The following is an 18257-nucleotide window of genomic DNA, read 5'->3' as shown; positions in this document are numbered from 1 at the left end:
GGCGGTCAGAGCGCGATGCCCGATCGCTCGGCGACCGTGTGCATGTCCTTGTCGCCGCGGCCCGACAGGTTGACGAGCAGGATCTTGTCCTTCGGCAACGTCGGCGCGAGCTTCACGCCGTACGCGATCGCGTGGCTGGACTCGAGCGCGGGGATGATTCCCTCGATCCGGCAGCAGTCGTGGAACGCCTTCAGCGCCTCGTCGTCGGTGATCGGCACGTACTGCGCGCGGCCGCTGTCCTTCAGCCATGCGTGCTCGGGGCCGACGCCCGGATAGTCGAGGCCGGCCGACACCGAATGCGTCTCGATGATCTGGCCGTTGTCGTCCTGCAGCAGGTACGTGCGGTTGCCGTGCAGCACGCCGGGGCTGCCGGCGATCAGCGACGCCGCGTGACGGCCGGTGTCGAGGCCGTCGCCGGCCGCTTCGACGCCGATCAGTTGCACCGACGTATCGTCGATGTACGGATAGAAGATGCCCATCGCGTTCGAACCGCCGCCGACGCACGCAATCACCGCGTCCGGCTGCCGGCCCGCGAGTTCCGGCATCTGCACCTTGCATTCGTCGCCGATCACGCGCTGGAAGTCGCGCACCATCGCCGGATACGGGTGCGGGCCCGCGACCGTGCCGATGATGTAGAACGTCGTTTCGATGTTCGTGACCCAGTCGCGCATCGCCTCGTTCAGCGCATCCTTCAGCGTGCGCGAACCCGATTCGACCGGCACGACCGTCGCACCCAGCAGCTTCATCCGGTACACGTTCGCGGCCTGGCGGCGCACGTCCTCGGCGCCCATGTAGACGATGCACTCCATCCCGAAGCGGGCGCAGATCGTCGCCGTCGCGACGCCGTGCTGGCCGGCGCCGGTTTCGGCGATCACGCGCTTCTTGCCCATCCGCTTCGCGAGCAGCGCCTGCCCGATCACGTTGTTGATCTTGTGCGCGCCGGTGTGGTTCAGGTCCTCGCGCTTCAGGTAGATCTGCGCGCCGCCGAGCGTCTCGCTCCAGCGCTGCGCGTGGTAGATCGGCGACGGACGGCCGACGAAGTACTTCAGTTCGCGCTCGTATTCGGCGACGAAATCGGGGTCGTTCCGGAATTTGTCATACGCGGTGCGGAGTTCGTCCAGCGCATGAATCAGCGTTTCGGCGACGAACACGCCGCCATACGGGCCGAAGTGGCCGCGATCATCAGGAAGGTTGTACATGGTGTCACTCTCGATCGGTCGGTGCGCCCGGCTGTCGGGGCCGCACCGGCTTGCATCACCCGGCGTCCGCTTCGCGCACCGCGCGTACGAACGCCGCCATTCGGGCATGATCCTTCACGCCCTTCGCGCCCTCGACTTCGATGCCACTCGAGACATCGACAGCAAACGGACGCAACTGGCGGATCGCATCACCGACGTTTTGCGCGTTCAAGCCACCACTCAAAACGGCCCGATGCGCGAGCTCTGCGGGAATAAGTGACCAATCGAAGACCTTGCCGCTACCGCCGTAGTCCGGCACCAGGGTGTCGAACAGGAGGCCGCGCGCTTTCGAATAATGAAGCGCCAATTCTACCAAATCGGCCGGCTGCGTCGAGGGGCCGACGCGCACCGCGCGCAACCACGGCAGGCGCGCCGCGCGGCCGAGTGCGTCGCACTGCTCGGGCGTCTCGTCGCCATGGAATTGCAGCAGCGTGAGCGGCACGTCGCGCACGACGGCCTCGATCTCGGCTGGCGTCGCGTTCACGAACAGCCCGACCACCGACACGAACGGCGGCGCGAGGCTGGCGAGCTCGGCCGCCTGCGCGATCGACACCGCGCGCGGGCTCTTCGGATAGAACACGAGGCCGATCGCGTCGGCGCCGAGCGCCGCGGCGTGCAGCACGTCGTCCGGGCGCGACAGCCCGCACAGCTTGATGCGCGTGCGCGGCGCGAGGCCGGCCGCGGCGGGAGTCGAAGAAGGCACGGTGTGATCCGTCATGATTGCGGGTCCAGATCGGCCCAGACGCTGCTCCACGGCACACTGCCGAGCTGCGCGGGCGGGACGGCGAATTCCGCCGGGTAGCCGACATGGGCGAGATACAGCCCGTCGGCCATGAACGTGGGCGCGGCGAGATTGCGATCGCGGCCGGCAAGCACGTCGGCAAGCCAGTCGGCCGGGTAGCGGCCGCGCCCGACCGCGACGAGGCAGCCCATCAGGTTGCGCACCATGTGGTGCAGGAACGCGTTCGCGCGAAAGCGGAAATGAATGAAGTTGCCCGCGCGCCGCACGTCGATCTGGTACAGGTGTTTGACCGGCGTTTTCGACTGGCATTCCGACGACCGGAACGACGAAAAATCGTGCTCGCCGATCAGATGCGCGGCGGCGGCGCGCATCGCGTCGTCGTCGAGCGGCGTGTGGATCCAGCCCGCGCGGCCGGCCAGCATCGGGGAGCGCACGGGATGCACGTACAGCGCGTAGTAGTACGTGCGTTCGAACGCGGAGAAACGCGCGTGGAACGTATCCGGCATCGGCTTCGCCCATTGCACGGACACCGTCGGCGGCAGGAACGCATTGGTGCCGCGCACCCACGAGAAATCGGCGCGGTCGAGTTCCGTGTCGAAGTGCACGACCTGCCCGAGCCCGTGCACGCCCGTGTCGGTCCGTCCCGCGACCGTCGTGTGCAGCGGCACGCACGCGAATTCGCCGAGCGCGCGTTCGAGCGCGTCCTGCACGGTCTTGCCGTGCGGCTGCGCCTGCCAGCCGCAGAACGCAGCGCCGTCGTACTGAATCCCGAGCGCGATCCGCATCACGCGTGGTCCGCCAGTTTCGCGAGCAGCGCGCGCGCGTCGTCGCGCGTCGCGGGGTCGTTCGCGTCGACCACTTCCTGCAGCAGCGTACGCGCGCCGGACAGGTCGCCCAGCTCGACGTACTCGGACGCGAGATCGAGCTTGTTGCGCGCGATGCGGGCGAGCTCTTCCGGCGTCAGCGCGGGCAACACCGCACCGGGCGTCGACGGCAGGTCGAGATCGAAATCGAGCTTCAACGCGCCGAACTGCGCGCCGCCGAGCGGCGGCAGCGGCGACGGCGTTGCTGCGCCGCCACCGCCCGCCAGGCCGGCGGCCGGCGTTGCCGCATCCGGCTCCCAGTCGAACTCGTCGTCCTGATCGGCCTGATATTTGGGGGGCAGAGCGCCGACGCCAACCGGCGGGTGCTGCGCGGATTGACCGTTAGTTGCGTCCTGGTCGCGTTCTGCATGCGCCGTGTCTGCGGCCGGCTCCTCCGCGGTTCGCGGCGGCAGCGGCATGTCGAGACTGTTGAGCGCGCTGATCGCGTGCTGCATCAGCGCTGCATGCTGCGCGTCGTTCGCCTGCACGGCGGCCGCTTCGTTCGGCTCGTCCGCGGCATGCTTCACGTCGCGCGGCTCCTGCGGTGCGTCACTGTCCGGCGTGGCGGGCGCTTCGCTCGGGTGGCCGGCAGCCGCTTGGTTAGCGGACTGCACGTCGTGCGGGGACTGCGGTGCGTTGCTATCCGGCGCGGCGTACGCTTCCCGCGGCCGATCCGCAGCCGGCTCCGTGGCGAATGTCACGTCGTGCGGGGACTGCGGTGCGTCACCATCCGACGCGGCGTGCGACGTCGATGGCGCTTCCGGCTGATCGTCATGCTGCTTTGCCGTTTCCGGTTGCGACGAGGCCGCCGGTGCGTGCGTATCCGGTATGCGCGCCTCGATCGTCTCCGCCGCTGCCGCGGCCGCCGTGACCAGACTCACATCGCCGGCCGCATCGCGGGCAAGCGGCGTCTCGGGAAGGATCGGCGGCAACGGCTCGACCGGCGGCGGCGGCGCGCCGGCATCCGCCGCGGCCGATCCATCGGATACCGGCGCAGTGTCATCGGCACGCCGCGCGTTGCGGCGTTTGCGCCACGCGAACCCGGCGACGAGTACGACCACGGCCGCACCGGCTGCGGCGGCCGGCCGCCAGTCGATCTGTTCCGAACCGCGTGCACGCGCAGCGGTCGTCACCGGCGCCGCCGGTTGCACGGGCGCCGATGCCGGCTGCACCGCGCTCGCGGTCACGCCGGACGCTGCTTCGCTCGCGGCGGGCGACGACGCGGCAGCCGATGCGCCAGCGTCATTCGCGGCCGGACGCGGCGCTGCCGGTGCCGGTGCCGGTGCGACGTTGTTCGTCGCGGCCGGCTTGCCGATTCCGTGCTTCTGCAGTTCCATCAGCACGCGATTCTTCAACGCGAGCAGTTGCTGCAGGCTCGACGGCCGGGGCTGCGACGCGGCGGCGATGGGAGCCCCCGCGGAAGGTTCACGCATTCCCGGTGCCGGGCTGCCCGGTGCGGGCGGAACAGACGCTTCGCTCGCGGATGAAGGCGCGGACTGAATCGAGCCACTCCACACATGCGGCCCGCTTGCGCCAACCGCGGGCGCTGCCGGCGGAACGGCATCGACCGTCGACGCACCGTGCGCGGCGGACGCGCCGATCGAAGCCGAAGCAGCGACCGCGCCGGCGCCGCTCGCCCCGCTTACCGGCGCCGGATGTGCGACCGGCGCCACCGGCGTGGCGGGCGCGGCTTGCACGGCCGACCCCGGATGCGGCGCGGACGCGCCATGTTGCGCGACGGCGGCCGTACCCGATGCGGCGGCCACCGCAGATGCCGCGGACGCAGCCGAAACACCCGACGCTGCCGATGCCCCGGCCGGCGCGAGCGCCGCACCGGTCGGATCGAGCGCGGGCACCGTCAGCGTCGCGCCGACCTTCAGGCGGCTCGGGTCGCGCTTCATGAACGCTTGCGGATTGGCGTCGAACAGCGCGCGGCCGGCGCGCGCGAGCACGGCCGGATCATGCGACTGCGTCGCGGCTTTCGCGAGGTCGTTCAACGACTGGCCGGGCTGGACCGTCACGGTGAGCGGCGCGGGGCCGCCTGCGGCGGACGCCGGCAGTTCGCCGGCGCCGGCCGCCCAGGCCGACGCGGCCGCGCCGAGCGCCAGGATCGCCAGCACGCCACGCACGGCGCGCGACAGACGGGACTGGCGCGGAAACAAGGAGATTCGGGACATCGTAGGCTCTATCGCCGCGCGCGGGCGCGGCTCGGATTCGCGTAGGGAAGCGTCAATAAAGTTGCCGCAGAAATGCAAAAGCGTCGCGCAGAACGCGACGCTTTCGGCGGCTCTGCGCGTCGTAACCGCATAGTTTACTTCACACGATCGGATTCCGGCCGAATTCGTCGCCGCGGGACGGCGCCGTCCGTGCCCGGGCGGCAGCGCGTGCCAACAAAAAACGCCTGCCGCCCCGCGAAGGGCTGGCAGGCGTTTCGCGACGCGCGCCGATGCGGCGCGCAGCGCGGCCCGATCGTTACTTGTCGAGCAGGATCCGCAGCATGCGGCGCAGCGGCTCGGCCGCGCCCCACAGCAGCTGGTCGCCGACCGTGAACGCCGACAGGTATTCGCCGCCCATCGCGAGCTTGCGCAGACGGCCGACCGGCACCGTCAGCGTGCCGGTGATCTTCGCCGGCGACAGATCGCGCATCGACGCTTCGCGCTCGTTCGGCACGACCTTCACCCAGTCGTTCGCCGATGCGAGGATGCCGTTGATTTCGTCGAGCGGCACGTCCTTCTTCAGCTTGATCGTCAGCGCCTGCGAGTGGCAGCGCATCGCGCCGATCCGCACGCACAGGCCGTCCACAGGAATCGAGCCCGGCTCGCCCATCGCCGGCTTGCCGAGGATCTTGTTGGTTTCCGCGCCGCCCTTCCACTCTTCCTTCGACATCCCGTTGCCGAGATCCTTGTCGATCCACGGAATCAGCGAGCCGGCGAGCGGCACGCCGAAGTGGCTCGTCGGCATCGCGTCGCTGTTCATCGTCGCGAGCACGCGGCGGTCGATGTCGAGAATCGCGGAAGCCGGATCGGCCAGCTGTTCCTGCACCGCGCCGTGCAGCGCGCCCATCTGCGACAGCAGTTCACGCATGTTCTGCGCGCCCGCGCCCGATGCGGCCTGGTACGTCATCGCCGTCATCCAGTCGACGAGGTTCTCGCGGAACAGGCCGCCGAGCGCCATCAGCATCAGGCTGACCGTGCAGTTGCCGCCGATGAAGTTCTTCGTGCCCTTGACCAGCGCGTCCTTGATCACGTCGAGGTTGACCGGATCGAGAATGATGACCGCGTCGTCCTTCATCCGCAGCGACGACGCCGCATCGATCCAGTAGCCGTTCCAGCCGGCGGCGCGCAGCTTCGGGAACACGTCGTTCGTGTAGTCGCCGCCCTGGCACGTGATGATCACGTCGCACTTCTTCAGCTCGTCGACGTTGGTCGCGTCCTTGAGCGTGGTCTCGTTTTTCGCGAACGACGGCGCCTTGCCGCCCGTATTGCTGGTGCTGAAAAACACCGGTTCGATCAGGTCGAAATCGCCCTCTTCCTGCATGCGCTGCATCAGCACGCTGCCGACCATGCCGCGCCAACCTACGAGACCTACGTTCATGACTAACCCTTTGCTTGAATGGAGCTTCCCCGCCATTTCCGTCCCCGCGTGACCGCGCGGGGAAACAGGCGGGCACGACGGCGATCAGCGTTTGATGATCGTTTTCGTGGTAATGGTTTTCGTGATGACGATGGCGTGCGCACCCGCACGGGCAGTGTTGCCGTGGAGTTTCAGGACCGGGGAGATCAGGGAAATCAGCGCCATCGTTCGAGTCTACACAAAGCCGGTTGCCCGCACAACGGCCAACCGCGCGCGAACCGGCCGTCTTTGCGGCCCGTTCGCGCCCTTTTCCGGATCAATTACCGCATTTCGCTGCCGTACGCTTACAGCGCCGCGACCACCGCGTCGCCCATCGCCGCCGTGCCGACCTGCTTGCAGCCGGGCGTCGCGATGTCGCCGGTGCGAAAGCCTTGTTCGAGCACCGTTTTCACTGCACGCTCGATGCGATCGGCCTGCTCCGCGCGATCCAGCGAGTAGCGCAGCAGCATCGCGGCCGACAGGATCGTCGCGAGCGGGTTCGCGATGCCCTTGCCCGCGATGTCCGGCGCCGAACCGTGCGACGGCTCGTACAGGCCCTTGTTGTTCTTGTCGAGCGACGCCGACGGCAGCATGCCGATCGAGCCCGTCAGCATCGACGCTTCATCCGACAGGATGTCGCCGAACATGTTGCCGGTCACGATCACGTCGAACTGCTTCGGCGCCTTCGCGAGCTGCATCGCCGCGTTGTCGACGTACATGTGCGACAGCTCGACGTCCGCGTACTCCTTCGACACGTCGATCATGATGTCGCGCCAGAACTGCGACGTCTCCAGCACGTTCGACTTGTCGACCGACAGCAGTTTCTTCGCGCGCTTTTGCGCGGCCTGGAACGCGACGTGCGCGATGCGGCGCACTTCCGGCTCCGAGTAGCGCATCGTGTCGAAGCCTTCGCGCGCGCCGGCGAACGGGCCGTCCGGCGCCGCACGCACACCGCGCGGCTGGCCGAAGTAGATATCGCCGTTCAGTTCGCGAACGATCAGGATGTCCAGGCCCGCGACGAGCTCGGCCTTGAGCGGCGACGCGTCGACGAGCTGCGGATAGCAGATCGCCGGACGGAAGTTCGCGAACAGCTCGAGATGCTTGCGCAGCCCGAGGATCGCCTGCTCCGGGCGCAGCGCGCGCTCGAGCGAGTCGTACTTCCAGTCGCCGACCGCGCCGAACAGGATCGCGTCGGCTTCCTTCGCGAGCTTCAGCGTCGCGTCCGGCAGCGGATGACCGCTCGCCTCGTAGCCGGCGCCGCCGACCGGCGCGTGCTCGAGTTCGAACTTCTCGTCGAGGGCGTTCAGCACCTTGACCGCTTCGTTGACGATTTCCGGACCGATGCCGTCGCCGGGCAGCACTGCAATCTTCATGCGTTATTCCTGACTGGGTAGGTAGGTGGCAGGTCGGCGAGCGCGCGTCATGCGCGCCCGCCCAGAGGCAATCTCAGCCGACCAGCTTGTTGTTGAGCCACGGCTGCTTCGCGAGCCGCTCGGCTTCGAACTGGCGGATCTTGTCGGCGTGACGCAGCGTCAGGCCGATGTCGTCGAAGCCGTTCAGCAGGCAGTACTTGCGGAATGCCGTGATCTCGAACGGATACTCGCGGCCGTCGCCCGAGCGCACGACCTGCGCGTCGAGGTCGATCGTCAGCTGATAGCCGTTGAACGCGTACGTTTCGTTGAACAGGTGATCGACCTGCTGCTCGGTCAGCACGATCGGCAGCAGCCCGTTCTTGTAGCAGTTGTTGAAGAAGATGTCCGCGAAGCTCGGCGCGATGATCGCGCGAAAGCCGTACTGCTGCAGCGCCCACGGCGCGTGCTCGCGCGAGCTGCCGCAGCCGAAGTTCTTGCGCGCGAGCAGCACCGATGCGCCCTGGTAGCGCGGCTGGTTCAGCACGAAGTCCGGGTTCAGCGGGCGCTTCGAGTTGTCCTGGCCGGGCTCGCCGTGGTCGAGGTAACGCCATTCGTCGAATGCGTTCGGACCGAAGCCCGTGCGCTTGATCGACTTCAGGAACTGCTTCGGGATGATCGCGTCGGTGTCGACGTTCTCGCGATCGAGCGGCGCCACGACGCCGGTATGAACAATGAATTTTTCCATGATCCGTCTATCCGGTTGAAGGGCCGGCGTTCAGCCGGCGCACATCGACAAATTCTCGGCGAGCGTCATTCCGCGGCGCGCTGCAGCGCGTTGCCGGCGGCGTTGACGTCCTCGCCGAAGCCTCGGACGGTATTGCAGCCCGCCAGGCCGAAGCCCAGCCCCGCGAGCGCCAGCACGGCGACCAGCCGCGCGATCAGCTTCGATCTCGTCATGCGTTACCCCAGCTTGCGAATATCGACGAAGTGGCCTTCGATTGCCGCCGCCGCCGCCATCGCGGGGCTCACGAGATGCGTGCGGCCGCCCGCGCCCTGCCGGCCTTCGAAGTTGCGGTTCGACGTCGATGCGCAGCGCTCGCCGGGTTCGAGCCGGTCCGCGTTCATCGCGAGGCACATCGAGCAGCCCGGCTCGCGCCATTCGAAGCCCGCGTCGGTGAACACCTTGTCGAGCCCTTCGCGCTCGGCCTGCGCCTTCACGAGGCCCGAGCCCGGCACGACCATCGCGAGCCGCACGTTCGCCGCGATGCGTCGGTTCAGCTTCTTCACGACATAGGCGGCCGCGCGGATGTCTTCGATGCGTGCGTTCGTGCACGAGCCGATGAAGATCTTGTCGACCTTGATCGACTCGATCGGCGTGTTCGGTTCGAGCGCCATGTAGGCCAGCGCGCGCTCCATCGCATCGCGCTTGACCGGATCCTTCTCGCGCTCGGGATCGGGCACGCGACCGTCGATCGACGTGACCATTTCCGGCGACGTGCCCCACGTGACCTGCGGGACGATCTCGGCCGCGTTCAGTTCGACGACGCGGTCGAACTGCGCGCCTTCGTCGGACTTGAATCCGCGCCAGTACTCGACGGCCTGATCCCATTCCGCGCCGGTCGGCACGAACGGACGGCCCTTCAGGTAGTCGATCGTCGTGTCGTCGACGGCGACCATGCCCGCGCGCGCGCCGGCCTCGATCGCCATGTTGCAGACGGTCATCCGGCCTTCCATCGACAGCGCGCGGATCGTCGAGCCGCCGAATTCGATCGCGTAGCCGGTGCCGCCGGCCGTGCCGATCTTGCCGATGATCGCGAGCACGATGTCCTTCGCGGTACAGCCGCGCGGCAGCGCGCCTTCGACCTTCACGAGCATGTTCTTGCTCTTTTTCTGCAGCAAGGTTTGCGTCGCGAGCACGTGCTCGACTTCCGACGTGCCGATGCCGTGCGCGAGCGCGCCGAAGGCGCCGTGCGTCGACGTGTGCGAATCGCCGCAGACGATCGTCATGCCCGGCAGCGTCGCGCCCTGCTCCGGCCCGATGATGTGCACGATGCCCTGGCGCACGTCGTTCATCTTGAACTGCGTGATGCCGAATGCGTCGCAGTTCGCGTCGAGCGTGTCGACCTGCAGCTTCGAGACCGGATCGGCGATGCCGTGGCTGCGATCGGTGGTCGGGACGTTGTGGTCCGACACGGCCAGGTTCGCGCTGATGCGCCACACCGGGCGGTGCGCGACGTTCAGCCCTTCGAACGCCTGCGGGCTCGTGACTTCGTGCAGCAGCTGACGGTCGATGTAGAGCAATGCCGTGCCGTCGTCCTCGGTGTGGACGACGTGGGTATTCCACAGTTTGTCGTAGAGAGTCTGTGCCATGGGTATGCGGGGTCGTTGTGACTACAAGCCTTGCTAGGTGCGATCGATTATGCCACGCGGAACGCGCCGCGGCGCAGCCTCGACACGAAAAAACCCATTAAAAACAGTGGTTTGGCTGGTAGTGCCAATACCTGTATCGGCATTACCCGGCAAACGGGTACGCATTACCGGCGGCACGACGGCATTCCGCGCGCGATCTTCTAGACTGTCTATTCGCAACGGGCGGCACGCGGCCGCCCTCACCGCCATCACGATGCGCGCGTTGCACGACGCATCGACGGACAGGAGCATTGCATGCGATACGAACTCTATTACTGGCCGGAAATCCAGGGTCGCGGCGAATACGTGCGGCTCGCGCTGGAAGCTGCCGAAGCCGACTACGTCGACGTCGCGCGCGAGTCGGGGCGCGGGATGGGCGTGTCGGCGATGATGCGGATGATGGACAGCACGAAGGCCGAATGCGTGCCGTTCGCGCCGCCTTTCCTGAAGGCCGGCGACGTGGTCGTCGGACAGACCGCGAACGTCCTGCTGTTTCTCGGCGCACGGCTCGGGCTCGCGCCCGACGACGAAGCCGGGCGGCTGTGGGTGCATCAGCTGCAGCTGACCGTCGCCGATTTCGTCACCGAGATCCACGACACGCATCATCCGATCGGCAGCGGCCTGTATTACGAGGACCAGAAAGCGGAGGCCGCCGAACGCGCGGCCGATTTCCTCGCGCACCGGCTGCCGAAGTTCCTCGGCTACTTCGACCGCGTGCTCGCGCAAAATCCGCACAAGAGCGGCTATATCGCCGGCCGCGCGCTGAGTTACGCGGACCTGTCGATGTTCCAGCTGGTCGAAGGGTTGCGCTATGCGTTCCCGAAGGCGATGAAGCGCGCGGAGCGCAAGATCGCCGGGCTCGTCGCGCTGCACGACCGCGTCGCGGAGCACCCGCCGATCGCGCGCTATCTCGAGTCCGAGCGCCGCATTCCGTTCAACGACATGGGGATCTTCCGGCACTACCCGGAGCTGGATACGTAGCGGCCGACGCCGCGTCAGTCGCCATAGCGATAGCGGCTGCGCATCGCATCGCGCGGATTGCCGCCGGCGAGCGTCCCGCGCAGACTGTGATCACCGCGCTCGCCGCGTTGATCGCGGTCTGCACCGCCCCCTCGATCCAGCCGCCCGTGAACGAGCAGCAGCAGCCGGCCAGGTAGATCCCGCGATCGGTCGCCGGATTGGCGGCCGTCTGGAACTGGTAGAACAGCGCCTGCGCCGGCGGCGCCCGAATGCGGACAGCCGCGTCACACGACGCTGCGCTTGATCGCCTGCAGCTCGGCCGTCGTCACGATCTTCTCGATCCGGAAGCGCGGGCTTTCCAGCCACAGGTTCGCGATCCGCCGGTATTCGTCGAGGTCCTCGCACGCGAGCCGCACGAGAAAATCGAACGTGCCGCTGACGAGCCAGCAATCGAGCACCGCCGGGTTGTTCCGCATCTCGTCCTCGAACGGCGCCTGCGAACGCCCGTGATCGGCCAGCACGATCTGCGCGATCACGACGATCGGCTTGGTCGCGCGCGGCGCGTTGATCACGGCGCGGTAGCCTTCGATCACGCCGAGCGCCTCGAGCCGCTCCACCCGCGCCTGGCATGGGCGCGGCGTGAGGTTCACGCGTTCCGACAGTTTCCGGTACGAAATCCGGCCATCGGTGCGCAGGATATCGAGGATCCGGAGATCGATCTTGTCGAGCTGCCTCTTCTTGTCGGTCATCCGCGTTCGCTCCGCTCCGGTCGTCGCTGGCGCGCGGAGCGGCTCCTCCGGTTCCGCGCGGCGGCCACATTATCCGGCCGAAGCGGCCGCGCGCCAATCGGCTAGAACCGCAGCGACAGGCACGTCAGGCCGCCGTCCATCTTGCGGAATTCGCTCGCGTCGATCACGTGCAGCGGCAGCCCGAGCGAGCCGATCGCATCGTGCACGCGCGGATAGCCGGCCGGCGTGATCAGCGTGCCGTTCACGCGCAGCGTGTTGGCCGCGTATTCGTCGGCGGCCGCGATCGCGATCCGGCGATAGCCGGCGAACGCCGGATGCGCAGCCAGCGCTTCGGTCACGAGCAGTGTGTCGTCGCCGAGCGCGTTGACGACCGACTTCAGGTGCAGGCCGGCGCCGACCGGCACCGCGACGACCGAATAGCCGTAGCGCGACACCAGCGACTCGAACGCGGCGATGCCTTCGGCGTCGGTGCGACTCGTCAGCCCGATGTAGAAGCGCTTGCCGACCGGCATCACGTCGCCGCCGTCGAGGCGGCCTTGCTGTATCGGCAGCAACTCGCGATGCACGCGGAGCGCCGCCTCGATGTGCACGGTCTCGCCGCGTCGCACGGGCGCGCCGGGGCGCGTGATCACCGCGAACTCGGGTGTGACGACCGCGACGTCCTCGACGAAGTGCGAATCGGGGAACGCGTCCAGCGGCGGCAGTTCGGTCAGCTCGACGCCGAGCCCGCGCAGCGCGTCGCAGTATGCATGGAACTGCGCGAGCGTCTTGTCGTAGTCGGGCACGCCGAGCGCGGCCGTGGTGAGGCCCGCGCCACAGGACGGCGCGGGACGGCGAACGATCGCTTGCGTGAATTGCATCGGCTCCTCCTGGGTCTCGCCGCCCCGTGCGGCACACCGGGCAGCTGTTGCGTGTCCGCACCATTATCGGCAGCCAAATTGCGCAATTCGCGTCGATTTCGCACGCGTGCGCAGCCGATTGCGTCGGATTGCGGGCGGCGCGCAGCCGATTCGGCAGACGGCCGGCTCGCGTGACGCGAACGGCCGTTCCGGGAAGGCCAACGCCTTCGGTTATACGACGGCCGGCGCGAAACCCATTTGCGCGCGGCCGAGCGCCGTGAGGTCGCCCTCGCCCGCGCGTCCGTCGAAATCGACCTCGAAATGGTCGGCCGGAAAATCGGGCGGGCTGTCGCCGCGCACGAACGCGAGCCGCTGGCGCTGCAGGTACGCGTCGTTCTTCGCGCAACCGGGCGCGGCCGCGATATACATCACGTTGCTGTCGCCGCTGCCGCGATGCGCGTCCTCGACCGCGTGCACGACGTCGCCGTGCCAGAACACCGCATCGCCCGGTTCCATGTGCGGGATCGGCACGAGCGCGTCGAGCAGCAGCGCATGCCATTCGGGCAGGATCGACAACGCGCGGCCCGGCAACGCGCCGCACAGGTCGTCGTCCGCGACGTCATCCTGCAGCGCGCGCAACACGACGTACGCCATCGCGTTCGCGACCGGAATCAGCTGCAACGTGCCGTCGCCCGGCCCTTGCGGCGTCAGCGCGGTCCAGCCCTGGAACGTGCGGAACATCGAGCACACGGCCGGCGACGGAATCTCCTCGACGTCGGGACGAAACGCGGCGTCGAACGGGTCGTAATCGCGCCAGCGGCCCGCCAGCACATGGCGATAAACCTGCCGGAAGTTCGCGCCGAGCCAGCGCTCGACCGAGCCGCCGTCGACATGCGGCGACAGCCCGAGCGACGTCGAGCCCGGCGGCCGGCGGCGGATCCGGTCCGCGTAGGCCGGCACCTGATCCGGATCGAAATGCGTGCGTGCGCCGTCGGCATGACGCCACAGACGGTTCAGGAACACGCGCGCCTGCGTGAGCGCCCGCGACTGGCGCGCGGCCACTTGCGGCTTCGACCAGTAGACGCCGTAGATCTGCGGCTTGCCCGACGCGAGATTGCCGAAGTAGCGGTCCTCGGCCCGCGCATGCAGCCGCTCGGCGAAGCGGTTCGCGTCGAGGTACGCGCCGATCTCGTCGTTCCAGTCGCGCGCCTGCTGCGCGTCGAACACGCCGCGGATCACCGCCGCGCCGTGCGTGCGAATCGCGCCGATCGTGTGCGGATCGACGTGGCCGTTAGCGATGTCAGCGAACCGCAGCACCGGAATCACGTCGTGACCGAGCGCGTGCGCGCGGCGGATCGCGTCCACCTGCCGTGCGATGTCGCCTTCCAGTTCACGGAACGAGGCCGCATATCCGGGCAGGTCGGCGCGCAGCGCCCGTTTCGCCGTGCGGATCGCGGCCGGCAGATCGTCAATCGTCAGTTGCATCGTGGTCTCCTCGCTGAATCGTGGTGTGACGAGTGCTCAGCGTACGGCCGGCGCACGAGCGCCATCGATACGATCCAGCCAACAATCGATACAATCCTGACAACCGTGTGCTACTCGGGACGATGGCAGACCACACACAGCTTGTTGCCGTCCGGGTCGCGAAAATACGCGCCGTAGTAATCGGCGTGATAGTGCGGCCGCAGGCCCGGCGGCCCTTCGCAGGTGGCGCCGTGCCGCAGCGCAAGCGCATGGCAGCGGTCGACCTGCGCCCGGGTCTGCGCGTCGAACGCGATCGTGTGGCCGTTGCCCGGTTCGGGCGCGCGGCCGTCGAGCGGCCGGCCGAAGAAGAACAGCGGCCGGTCGGCGTCGGCCGGCATCCAGCCCGACCAGCCGTCCGGTTCGTTGAACTTCAGACGCAGCCCGAGTTCGGCGAACAGCGGCGCGTAGAAGTCGTATGCGCGCGCCGTATCGCTGACGCCCACGCAAACATGTGAAAACATGGCATCGCTCCGTCGTGACGATCGATCACGATCATGCCACGGCGCGTTGCCGCCGCCGCCCGGAGGCCGCGATGAAGCCGCACTACGAACACGTGACGTTTGCGCCCGGCTGTTCGATCCGCGTGTACCACCGCCAGCTCGCGCGCATTCCGTTCGAATGGCATCGCCATCCCGAATACGAACTGACGCTGACGCTGAACAGCCGCGGCCGGCGATTCATCGGCGATCACGTTTCCAGCTACGCGGAAGACGATCTGGTGCTGGTGCCGCCGAACCTGCCGCATACGTGGTCGTCGAACGCGCGCATCGATCGCAACGCGCCGGAAGTGGCGCTCGTCATCTGGTTCGACGGCGACTGGGCGCGGCGCGTGGCCGATTGCTGCCCCGAATACGCGCCGCTGCGTTCGCTGCTGCGGCGCGCGGCGGCTGGCTTGAGCTTCGACGCAGACACGGCGCGTGCGATGCGCGCGCGGCTGCCGCAGTTGCTCGATGCGTCGCCGCGCATGCGCCTCGCGGCCGCGCTCGACACGCTGTCCGATCTCGCGGAAGCCGGCGGCGAGCCGCTCGCCACGGCGCAAGCGTACGACCGGCCCGACGCGGCAGCGTCACCTGCCGGCTCGTCCGCCTCCGAAGCCGAACGCCTCGACCGCGTGCTCGACGCGATCGACCGCCACTTCCAAGAACCGCTGCGCGTCGACGCGCTCGCTGCCGTCGCGCACATGTCGGAGCGCACGTTGCAGCGGCTGTTCGTGCGGCACCTCGGCGAAAGCGTCGGCCGCTACGTGCAGCGGCTGCGGCTCGCGCATGCGTGCCGCCATCTGGTCGGCACCGACTGGCCGATCGCGACGGTGGCCGCGCGCTGCGGCATTCCGAACGCCGCGAACTTCAACCGCCAGTTTCTCGCCGCGCGCGGGATGACGCCGAGCGCCTATCGGCAGTTCTTCGCGCGGCACGGCCGCGCGCCCGATGCCGATGCGCCGCCGCTCGACATCCGGCCGCCGTCGCTGGAGCGCCGCACCGCGCCGGACCCGAAACGCGACCAACGCCGGCCGCGCAAATGAAAACACCCCGGCGGGATGAACCCACCGGGGTGTCGAGGCGCTGCGATGGCCGGACGCGAACGGCGTGGCGGCCGTTCGCGCCGCGCACGACTTAACGTGCGTTGAGCGGCTTCGCTTCGCGCGGCGTGTCGCCGATGAACAGCTGACGCGGACGGCCGATCTTCTGTTCCGGATCCGCGATCATTTCGTTCCACTGCGCGATCCAGCCGACCGTACGTGCCATCGCGAAGATACACGTGAACATCGACGTCGGGATGCCCAGCGCGCGCTGGACGATGCCCGAGTAGAAGTCGACGTTCGGGTACAGCTTGCGCGACACGAAGTATTCGTCTTCCAGCGCGATCTTCTCGAGCTGCATCGCGAGCTTGAACAGCGGGTCGTCGTGCAGGCCCAGCTCGTTCAGCACTTCGTAGCACGTTTCGCGCATCAGCTTCGCACGCGGGTCGTAGTTCTTGTACACGCGGTGGCCGAAGCCCATCAGCTTCACGCCCGAATTCTTGTCCTTCACCTGCTTGATGAATTCGGGGATGTTGTCCGGCGAACCGATCTGCTCGAGCATGTTCAGCGCGGCTTCGTTCGCACCACCGTGCGCCGGGCCCCACAGACACGCGATACCGGCTGCGATACATGCGAACGGGTTCGCGCCCGACGAGCCGGCCAGACGGACCGTCGACGTCGATGCGTTCTGCTCGTGATCGGCGTGCAGGATCAGGATCCGGTCGAGCGCGCGGACGAGCACGTCGTTGACCTTGTACTCTTCGCACGGGTTCGAGAACATCATGTGCATGAAGTTCGCGCTGTACGACAGCGAGTTCTTCGGATACACGAACGGCTGGCCGATGCTGTACTTGTACGCCATCGCGACGAGCGTCGGCAGCTTCGCGATCATGCGGATCGCCGACACTTCGCGGTGACGCGGGTCGTTGATGTCGAGCGAGTCGTGGTAGAACGCGGACAGCGCGCCGACCGCGGCGACCAGGATCGCCATCGGGTGCGCGTCGCGGCGGAACCCGCGGAAGAAGAAGTGCATCTGCTCGTGCACCATCGTGTGCTTCGTGACGGTGTCGACGAATTCCTTCTTCTGTGCGGCGTTCGGCAGCTCGCCCTTCAGCAGCAGGTAGCAGGACTCGAGGAAGTCGGCGTTCTGCGCGAGGTTGTCGATCGGGTAGCCGCGATACAGCAGTTCGCCCTTGTCGCCGTCGATGTACGTGATCGCCGAGTTGCACGAAGCCGTCGACATGAAGCCCGGGTCGTACGTGAACTTGCCGGTCTGGCCGTACAGCTTGCGGATGTCGATCACGTCCGGGCCCATCGTGCCCTTGTAGATCGGCAGTTCGACGCTCGGCGAGTTGTCGCTGAACGATAGCGTGGCTTTAACATCAGACGGAGTCATGGCACATCCTCAATCGAAATAAAGAAACGGGATTCGATAACGGGCACAACGCGTTACACGTTGCGCAGCATCTCCAACAGCCGGTGAACGTCCGGGCTGTCTAGGTCGCCCTCTGGTTCCTTGCGCGCGAGGAGCAAGTCCATCAGGTCGTTGTCGCTCAGATCGAGCAGGCGCGACAACGCGCCTACGTCTGCATCGGTGAGGTCATGCTCGTATCGGCTGAAGAAACGCTCGAACACGATGTCGTTCTCCAGCAGACCCCGCCGCGCGCGCCAGCGCAGGCGCGCGCGGCGGTGAGGGTCGGATTGATGCGATTCTTCGCTCATCTCGACTTTAAACCGCGCGGCGGACCATCAGTTCCTTGATCTTGCCGATCGCCTTCGTCGGGTTCAGGCCCTTCGGGCAAACGTCGACGCAGTTCATGATCGTATGGCAACGGAACAGACGGTACGGGTCTTCCAGGTTGTCGAGACGCTCGCCGGTGGCGGTGTCGCGGCTGTCCGCGATGAAGCGGTAAGCCTGCAGCAGGCCGGCCGGGCCGACGAACTTGTCCGGGTTCCACCAGAAGCTCGGGCACGACGTCGAGCAGCTCGCGCACAGAATGCACTCGTACACGCCGTCGAGCTCGTCGCGCTCTTCCGGCGACTGCAGGCGTTCCTTCTCCGGCGGCGGCGCGTCGTTGATCAGGTACGGCTTGATCGAGTGATACTGGTTGAAGAAGTGCGTCATGTCGACGATCAGGTCGCGCACGACGGGCAGGCCCGGCAGCGGGCGCAGCACGATCTTCTGCGGCAGGTCGTTCAGGTTCGTCAGGCACGCGAGACCGTTCTTGCCGTTGATGTTCATCGCGTCCGAACCGCACACGCCTTCGCGGCACGAACGGCGGAACGACAGCGTCTCGTCCACGGCCTTCAGCTTCACCAGTGCGTCGAGCAGCATGCGCTCATGCTTGATCTCGAGCTCGTACGTCTGCATGCGCGGTGCCGCGTCCTTGTCCGGATCGTAGCGGTAGACTTCAAAAATGCGTTTTGCCATTTCGGATTCCTTTGACTCG

20 protein-coding genes are annotated in these 18257 nt (G+C 67.5%); 2 read left to right on the top strand and 18 right to left on the bottom strand.

Going from position 1 to position 18257, the window contains the following annotated elements:
* Positions 1-5: 5 nt before the first annotated feature.
* From trpB to leuC, 10 genes are all read right to left on the bottom strand, one after another.
* Complete coding sequence (gene trpB / locus BSE24067_RS02820; protein ID WP_151062401.1) at positions 6-1199, bottom strand: tryptophan synthase subunit beta; 1194 nt, start codon at positions 1197-1199, stop codon at positions 6-8.
* 55 nt (positions 1200-1254) lie between these two features.
* Complete coding sequence (locus BSE24067_RS02815) at positions 1255-1956, bottom strand: phosphoribosylanthranilate isomerase (RefSeq protein ID WP_151062402.1); 702 nt, start codon at positions 1954-1956, stop codon at positions 1255-1257.
* Positions 1953-2765: a tRNA pseudouridine(38-40) synthase TruA gene (truA, locus tag BSE24067_RS02810; RefSeq protein WP_170297392.1), complete on the bottom strand. Its 813-nt coding sequence runs from the start codon at positions 2763-2765 to the stop codon at positions 1953-1955. The genes BSE24067_RS02815 and truA overlap by 4 nt, the downstream gene beginning before the upstream one ends.
* Complete coding sequence (locus BSE24067_RS02805) at positions 2765-5020, bottom strand: FimV/HubP family polar landmark protein (RefSeq protein ID WP_151062404.1); 2256 nt, start codon at positions 5018-5020, stop codon at positions 2765-2767. Before BSE24067_RS02805 ends, truA begins: the two co-directional genes overlap by 1 nt.
* Positions 5021-5315: 295 nt before the next feature.
* Positions 5316-6437 carry an aspartate-semialdehyde dehydrogenase gene (gene asd / locus BSE24067_RS02800; RefSeq protein WP_151062405.1) on the bottom strand — a complete coding sequence of 374 codons (1122 nt, stop codon included), beginning with the start codon at positions 6435-6437 and terminating at the stop codon, positions 5316-5318.
* Between the two features lie 84 nt (positions 6438-6521).
* Positions 6522-6641, bottom strand: coding sequence for a hypothetical protein (locus BSE24067_RS02795; protein WP_059518166.1), 120 nt, complete (start codon positions 6639-6641; stop codon positions 6522-6524).
* Positions 6642-6760: 119 nt separating this feature from the next.
* Positions 6761-7828, bottom strand: a complete 1068-nt coding sequence (gene leuB / locus BSE24067_RS02790) for a 3-isopropylmalate dehydrogenase (protein WP_151062406.1) — start codon at positions 7826-7828, stop codon at positions 6761-6763.
* A gap of 73 nt (positions 7829-7901) precedes the next feature.
* Positions 7902-8552, bottom strand: coding sequence for a 3-isopropylmalate dehydratase small subunit (gene leuD / locus BSE24067_RS02785; protein WP_151062407.1), 651 nt, complete (start codon positions 8550-8552; stop codon positions 7902-7904).
* Between the two features lie 65 nt (positions 8553-8617).
* The gene (locus BSE24067_RS02780; RefSeq protein ID WP_151062408.1) at positions 8618-8764 is read right to left on the bottom strand and encodes an entericidin A/B family lipoprotein; all 147 of its coding nucleotides are present in this window, start codon (positions 8762-8764) and stop codon (positions 8618-8620) included.
* A gap of 3 nt (positions 8765-8767) precedes the next feature.
* On the bottom strand, positions 8768-10177 hold the full coding sequence (gene leuC, locus BSE24067_RS02775) for a 3-isopropylmalate dehydratase large subunit (RefSeq protein WP_151062409.1): 1410 nt from the start codon (positions 10175-10177) through the stop codon (positions 8768-8770).
* Between the two features lie 294 nt (positions 10178-10471).
* Between leuC and BSE24067_RS02770 the strand changes: the two genes are divergently transcribed.
* Entirely contained in the window at positions 10472-11197 is a 726-nt protein-coding gene (locus BSE24067_RS02770; protein WP_151062410.1) for a glutathione S-transferase, read from the top strand.
* On the opposite strand, the gene BSE24067_RS02765 is transcribed toward BSE24067_RS02770, so the two are convergent.
* The 5 genes from BSE24067_RS02765 to BSE24067_RS02745 form a co-directional block, all read right to left on the bottom strand.
* Positions 11151-11369 (bottom strand): hypothetical protein, encoded by a 219-nt coding sequence (locus BSE24067_RS02765; protein ID WP_279612895.1) that lies wholly within the window; start codon positions 11367-11369, stop codon positions 11151-11153. The genes BSE24067_RS02770 and BSE24067_RS02765 overlap by 47 nt on opposite strands.
* A 91-nt stretch (positions 11370-11460) precedes the next feature.
* Positions 11461-11925, bottom strand: a complete 465-nt coding sequence (locus tag BSE24067_RS02760) for an Lrp/AsnC family transcriptional regulator (protein ID WP_151062411.1) — start codon at positions 11923-11925, stop codon at positions 11461-11463.
* A 101-nt stretch (positions 11926-12026) separates the two neighbouring features.
* Positions 12027-12785: a dimethylarginine dimethylaminohydrolase family protein gene (locus tag BSE24067_RS02755; RefSeq protein WP_151062412.1), complete on the bottom strand. Its 759-nt coding sequence runs from the start codon at positions 12783-12785 to the stop codon at positions 12027-12029.
* A 210-nt stretch (positions 12786-12995) separates the two neighbouring features.
* Positions 12996-14249, bottom strand: coding sequence for a DUF1479 domain-containing protein (locus tag BSE24067_RS02750; protein ID WP_151062413.1), 1254 nt, complete (start codon positions 14247-14249; stop codon positions 12996-12998).
* A 110-nt stretch (positions 14250-14359) separates the two neighbouring features.
* Entirely contained in the window at positions 14360-14749 is a 390-nt protein-coding gene (locus BSE24067_RS02745) for a VOC family protein (RefSeq protein ID WP_151062414.1), read from the bottom strand.
* Between the two features lie 71 nt (positions 14750-14820).
* Between BSE24067_RS02745 and BSE24067_RS02740 the strand changes: the two genes are divergently transcribed.
* On the top strand, positions 14821-15810 hold the full coding sequence (locus BSE24067_RS02740; protein ID WP_151062415.1) for a helix-turn-helix domain-containing protein: 990 nt from the start codon (positions 14821-14823) through the stop codon (positions 15808-15810).
* Between the two features lie 91 nt (positions 15811-15901).
* Here BSE24067_RS02740 and gltA read toward each other — a convergent pair whose 3' ends face one another.
* The 3 genes from gltA to BSE24067_RS02725 are packed head-to-tail and all read right to left on the bottom strand — an operon-like array spanning position 15902 to position 18238.
* Positions 15902-17203, bottom strand: coding sequence for a citrate synthase (gltA, locus tag BSE24067_RS02735; RefSeq protein ID WP_006487713.1), 1302 nt, complete (start codon positions 17201-17203; stop codon positions 15902-15904).
* 53 nt (positions 17204-17256) lie between these two features.
* Positions 17257-17529 (bottom strand): FAD assembly factor SdhE, encoded by a 273-nt coding sequence (locus tag BSE24067_RS02730; protein WP_151062416.1) that lies wholly within the window; start codon positions 17527-17529, stop codon positions 17257-17259.
* A 7-nt stretch (positions 17530-17536) separates the two neighbouring features.
* On the bottom strand, positions 17537-18238 hold the full coding sequence (locus BSE24067_RS02725; protein ID WP_038570896.1) for a succinate dehydrogenase iron-sulfur subunit: 702 nt from the start codon (positions 18236-18238) through the stop codon (positions 17537-17539).
* Between the last annotated feature and the right edge of the window lie 19 nt (positions 18239-18257).

It is taken from the genome of Burkholderia latens (assembly GCF_902499045.1).
GTDB lineage: Bacteria > Pseudomonadota > Gammaproteobacteria > Burkholderiales > Burkholderiaceae > Burkholderia > Burkholderia latens.
Note: the sequence above shows the minus strand (reverse complement) of the source record. Positions and strands in the feature narration are given on the sequence as shown.

Bases quoted from the DNA above. Each gene is read 5' to 3' on its own strand.
- trpB (WP_151062401.1), bottom strand. From the start codon at position 1,199: ATGTACAACCTTCCTGATGATCGCGGCCACTTCGGCCCGTATGGCGGC.
- BSE24067_RS02815 (WP_151062402.1), bottom strand. From the start codon at position 1,956: ATGACGGATCACACCGTGCCTTCTTCGACTCCCGCCGCGGCCGGCCTC.
- truA (WP_170297392.1), bottom strand. From the start codon at position 2,765: ATGCGGATCGCGCTCGGGATTCAGTACGACGGCGCTGCGTTCTGCGGC.
- BSE24067_RS02805 (WP_151062404.1), bottom strand. From the start codon at position 5,020: ATGTCCCGAATCTCCTTGTTTCCGCGCCAGTCCCGTCTGTCGCGCGCC.
- asd (WP_151062405.1), bottom strand. From the start codon at position 6,437: ATGAACGTAGGTCTCGTAGGTTGGCGCGGCATGGTCGGCAGCGTGCTG.
- BSE24067_RS02795 (WP_059518166.1), bottom strand. From the start codon at position 6,641: ATGGCGCTGATTTCCCTGATCTCCCCGGTCCTGAAACTCCACGGCAAC.
- leuB (WP_151062406.1), bottom strand. From the start codon at position 7,828: ATGAAGATTGCAGTGCTGCCCGGCGACGGCATCGGTCCGGAAATCGTC.
- leuD (WP_151062407.1), bottom strand. From the start codon at position 8,552: ATGGAAAAATTCATTGTTCATACCGGCGTCGTGGCGCCGCTCGATCGC.
- BSE24067_RS02780 (WP_151062408.1), bottom strand. From the start codon at position 8,764: ATGACGAGATCGAAGCTGATCGCGCGGCTGGTCGCCGTGCTGGCGCTC.
- leuC (WP_151062409.1), bottom strand. From the start codon at position 10,177: ATGGCACAGACTCTCTACGACAAACTGTGGAATACCCACGTCGTCCAC.
- BSE24067_RS02770 (WP_151062410.1), top strand. From the start codon at position 10,472: ATGCGATACGAACTCTATTACTGGCCGGAAATCCAGGGTCGCGGCGAA.
- BSE24067_RS02760 (WP_151062411.1), bottom strand. From the start codon at position 11,925: ATGACCGACAAGAAGAGGCAGCTCGACAAGATCGATCTCCGGATCCTC.
- BSE24067_RS02755 (WP_151062412.1), bottom strand. From the start codon at position 12,785: ATGCAATTCACGCAAGCGATCGTTCGCCGTCCCGCGCCGTCCTGTGGC.
- BSE24067_RS02750 (WP_151062413.1), bottom strand. From the start codon at position 14,249: ATGCAACTGACGATTGACGATCTGCCGGCCGCGATCCGCACGGCGAAA.
- BSE24067_RS02745 (WP_151062414.1), bottom strand. From the start codon at position 14,749: ATGTTTTCACATGTTTGCGTGGGCGTCAGCGATACGGCGCGCGCATAC.
- BSE24067_RS02740 (WP_151062415.1), top strand. From the start codon at position 14,821: ATGAAGCCGCACTACGAACACGTGACGTTTGCGCCCGGCTGTTCGATC.
- gltA (WP_006487713.1), bottom strand. From the start codon at position 17,203: ATGACTCCGTCTGATGTTAAAGCCACGCTATCGTTCAGCGACAACTCG.
- BSE24067_RS02730 (WP_151062416.1), bottom strand. From the start codon at position 17,529: ATGAGCGAAGAATCGCATCAATCCGACCCTCACCGCCGCGCGCGCCTG.
- BSE24067_RS02725 (WP_038570896.1), bottom strand. From the start codon at position 18,238: ATGGCAAAACGCATTTTTGAAGTCTACCGCTACGATCCGGACAAGGAC.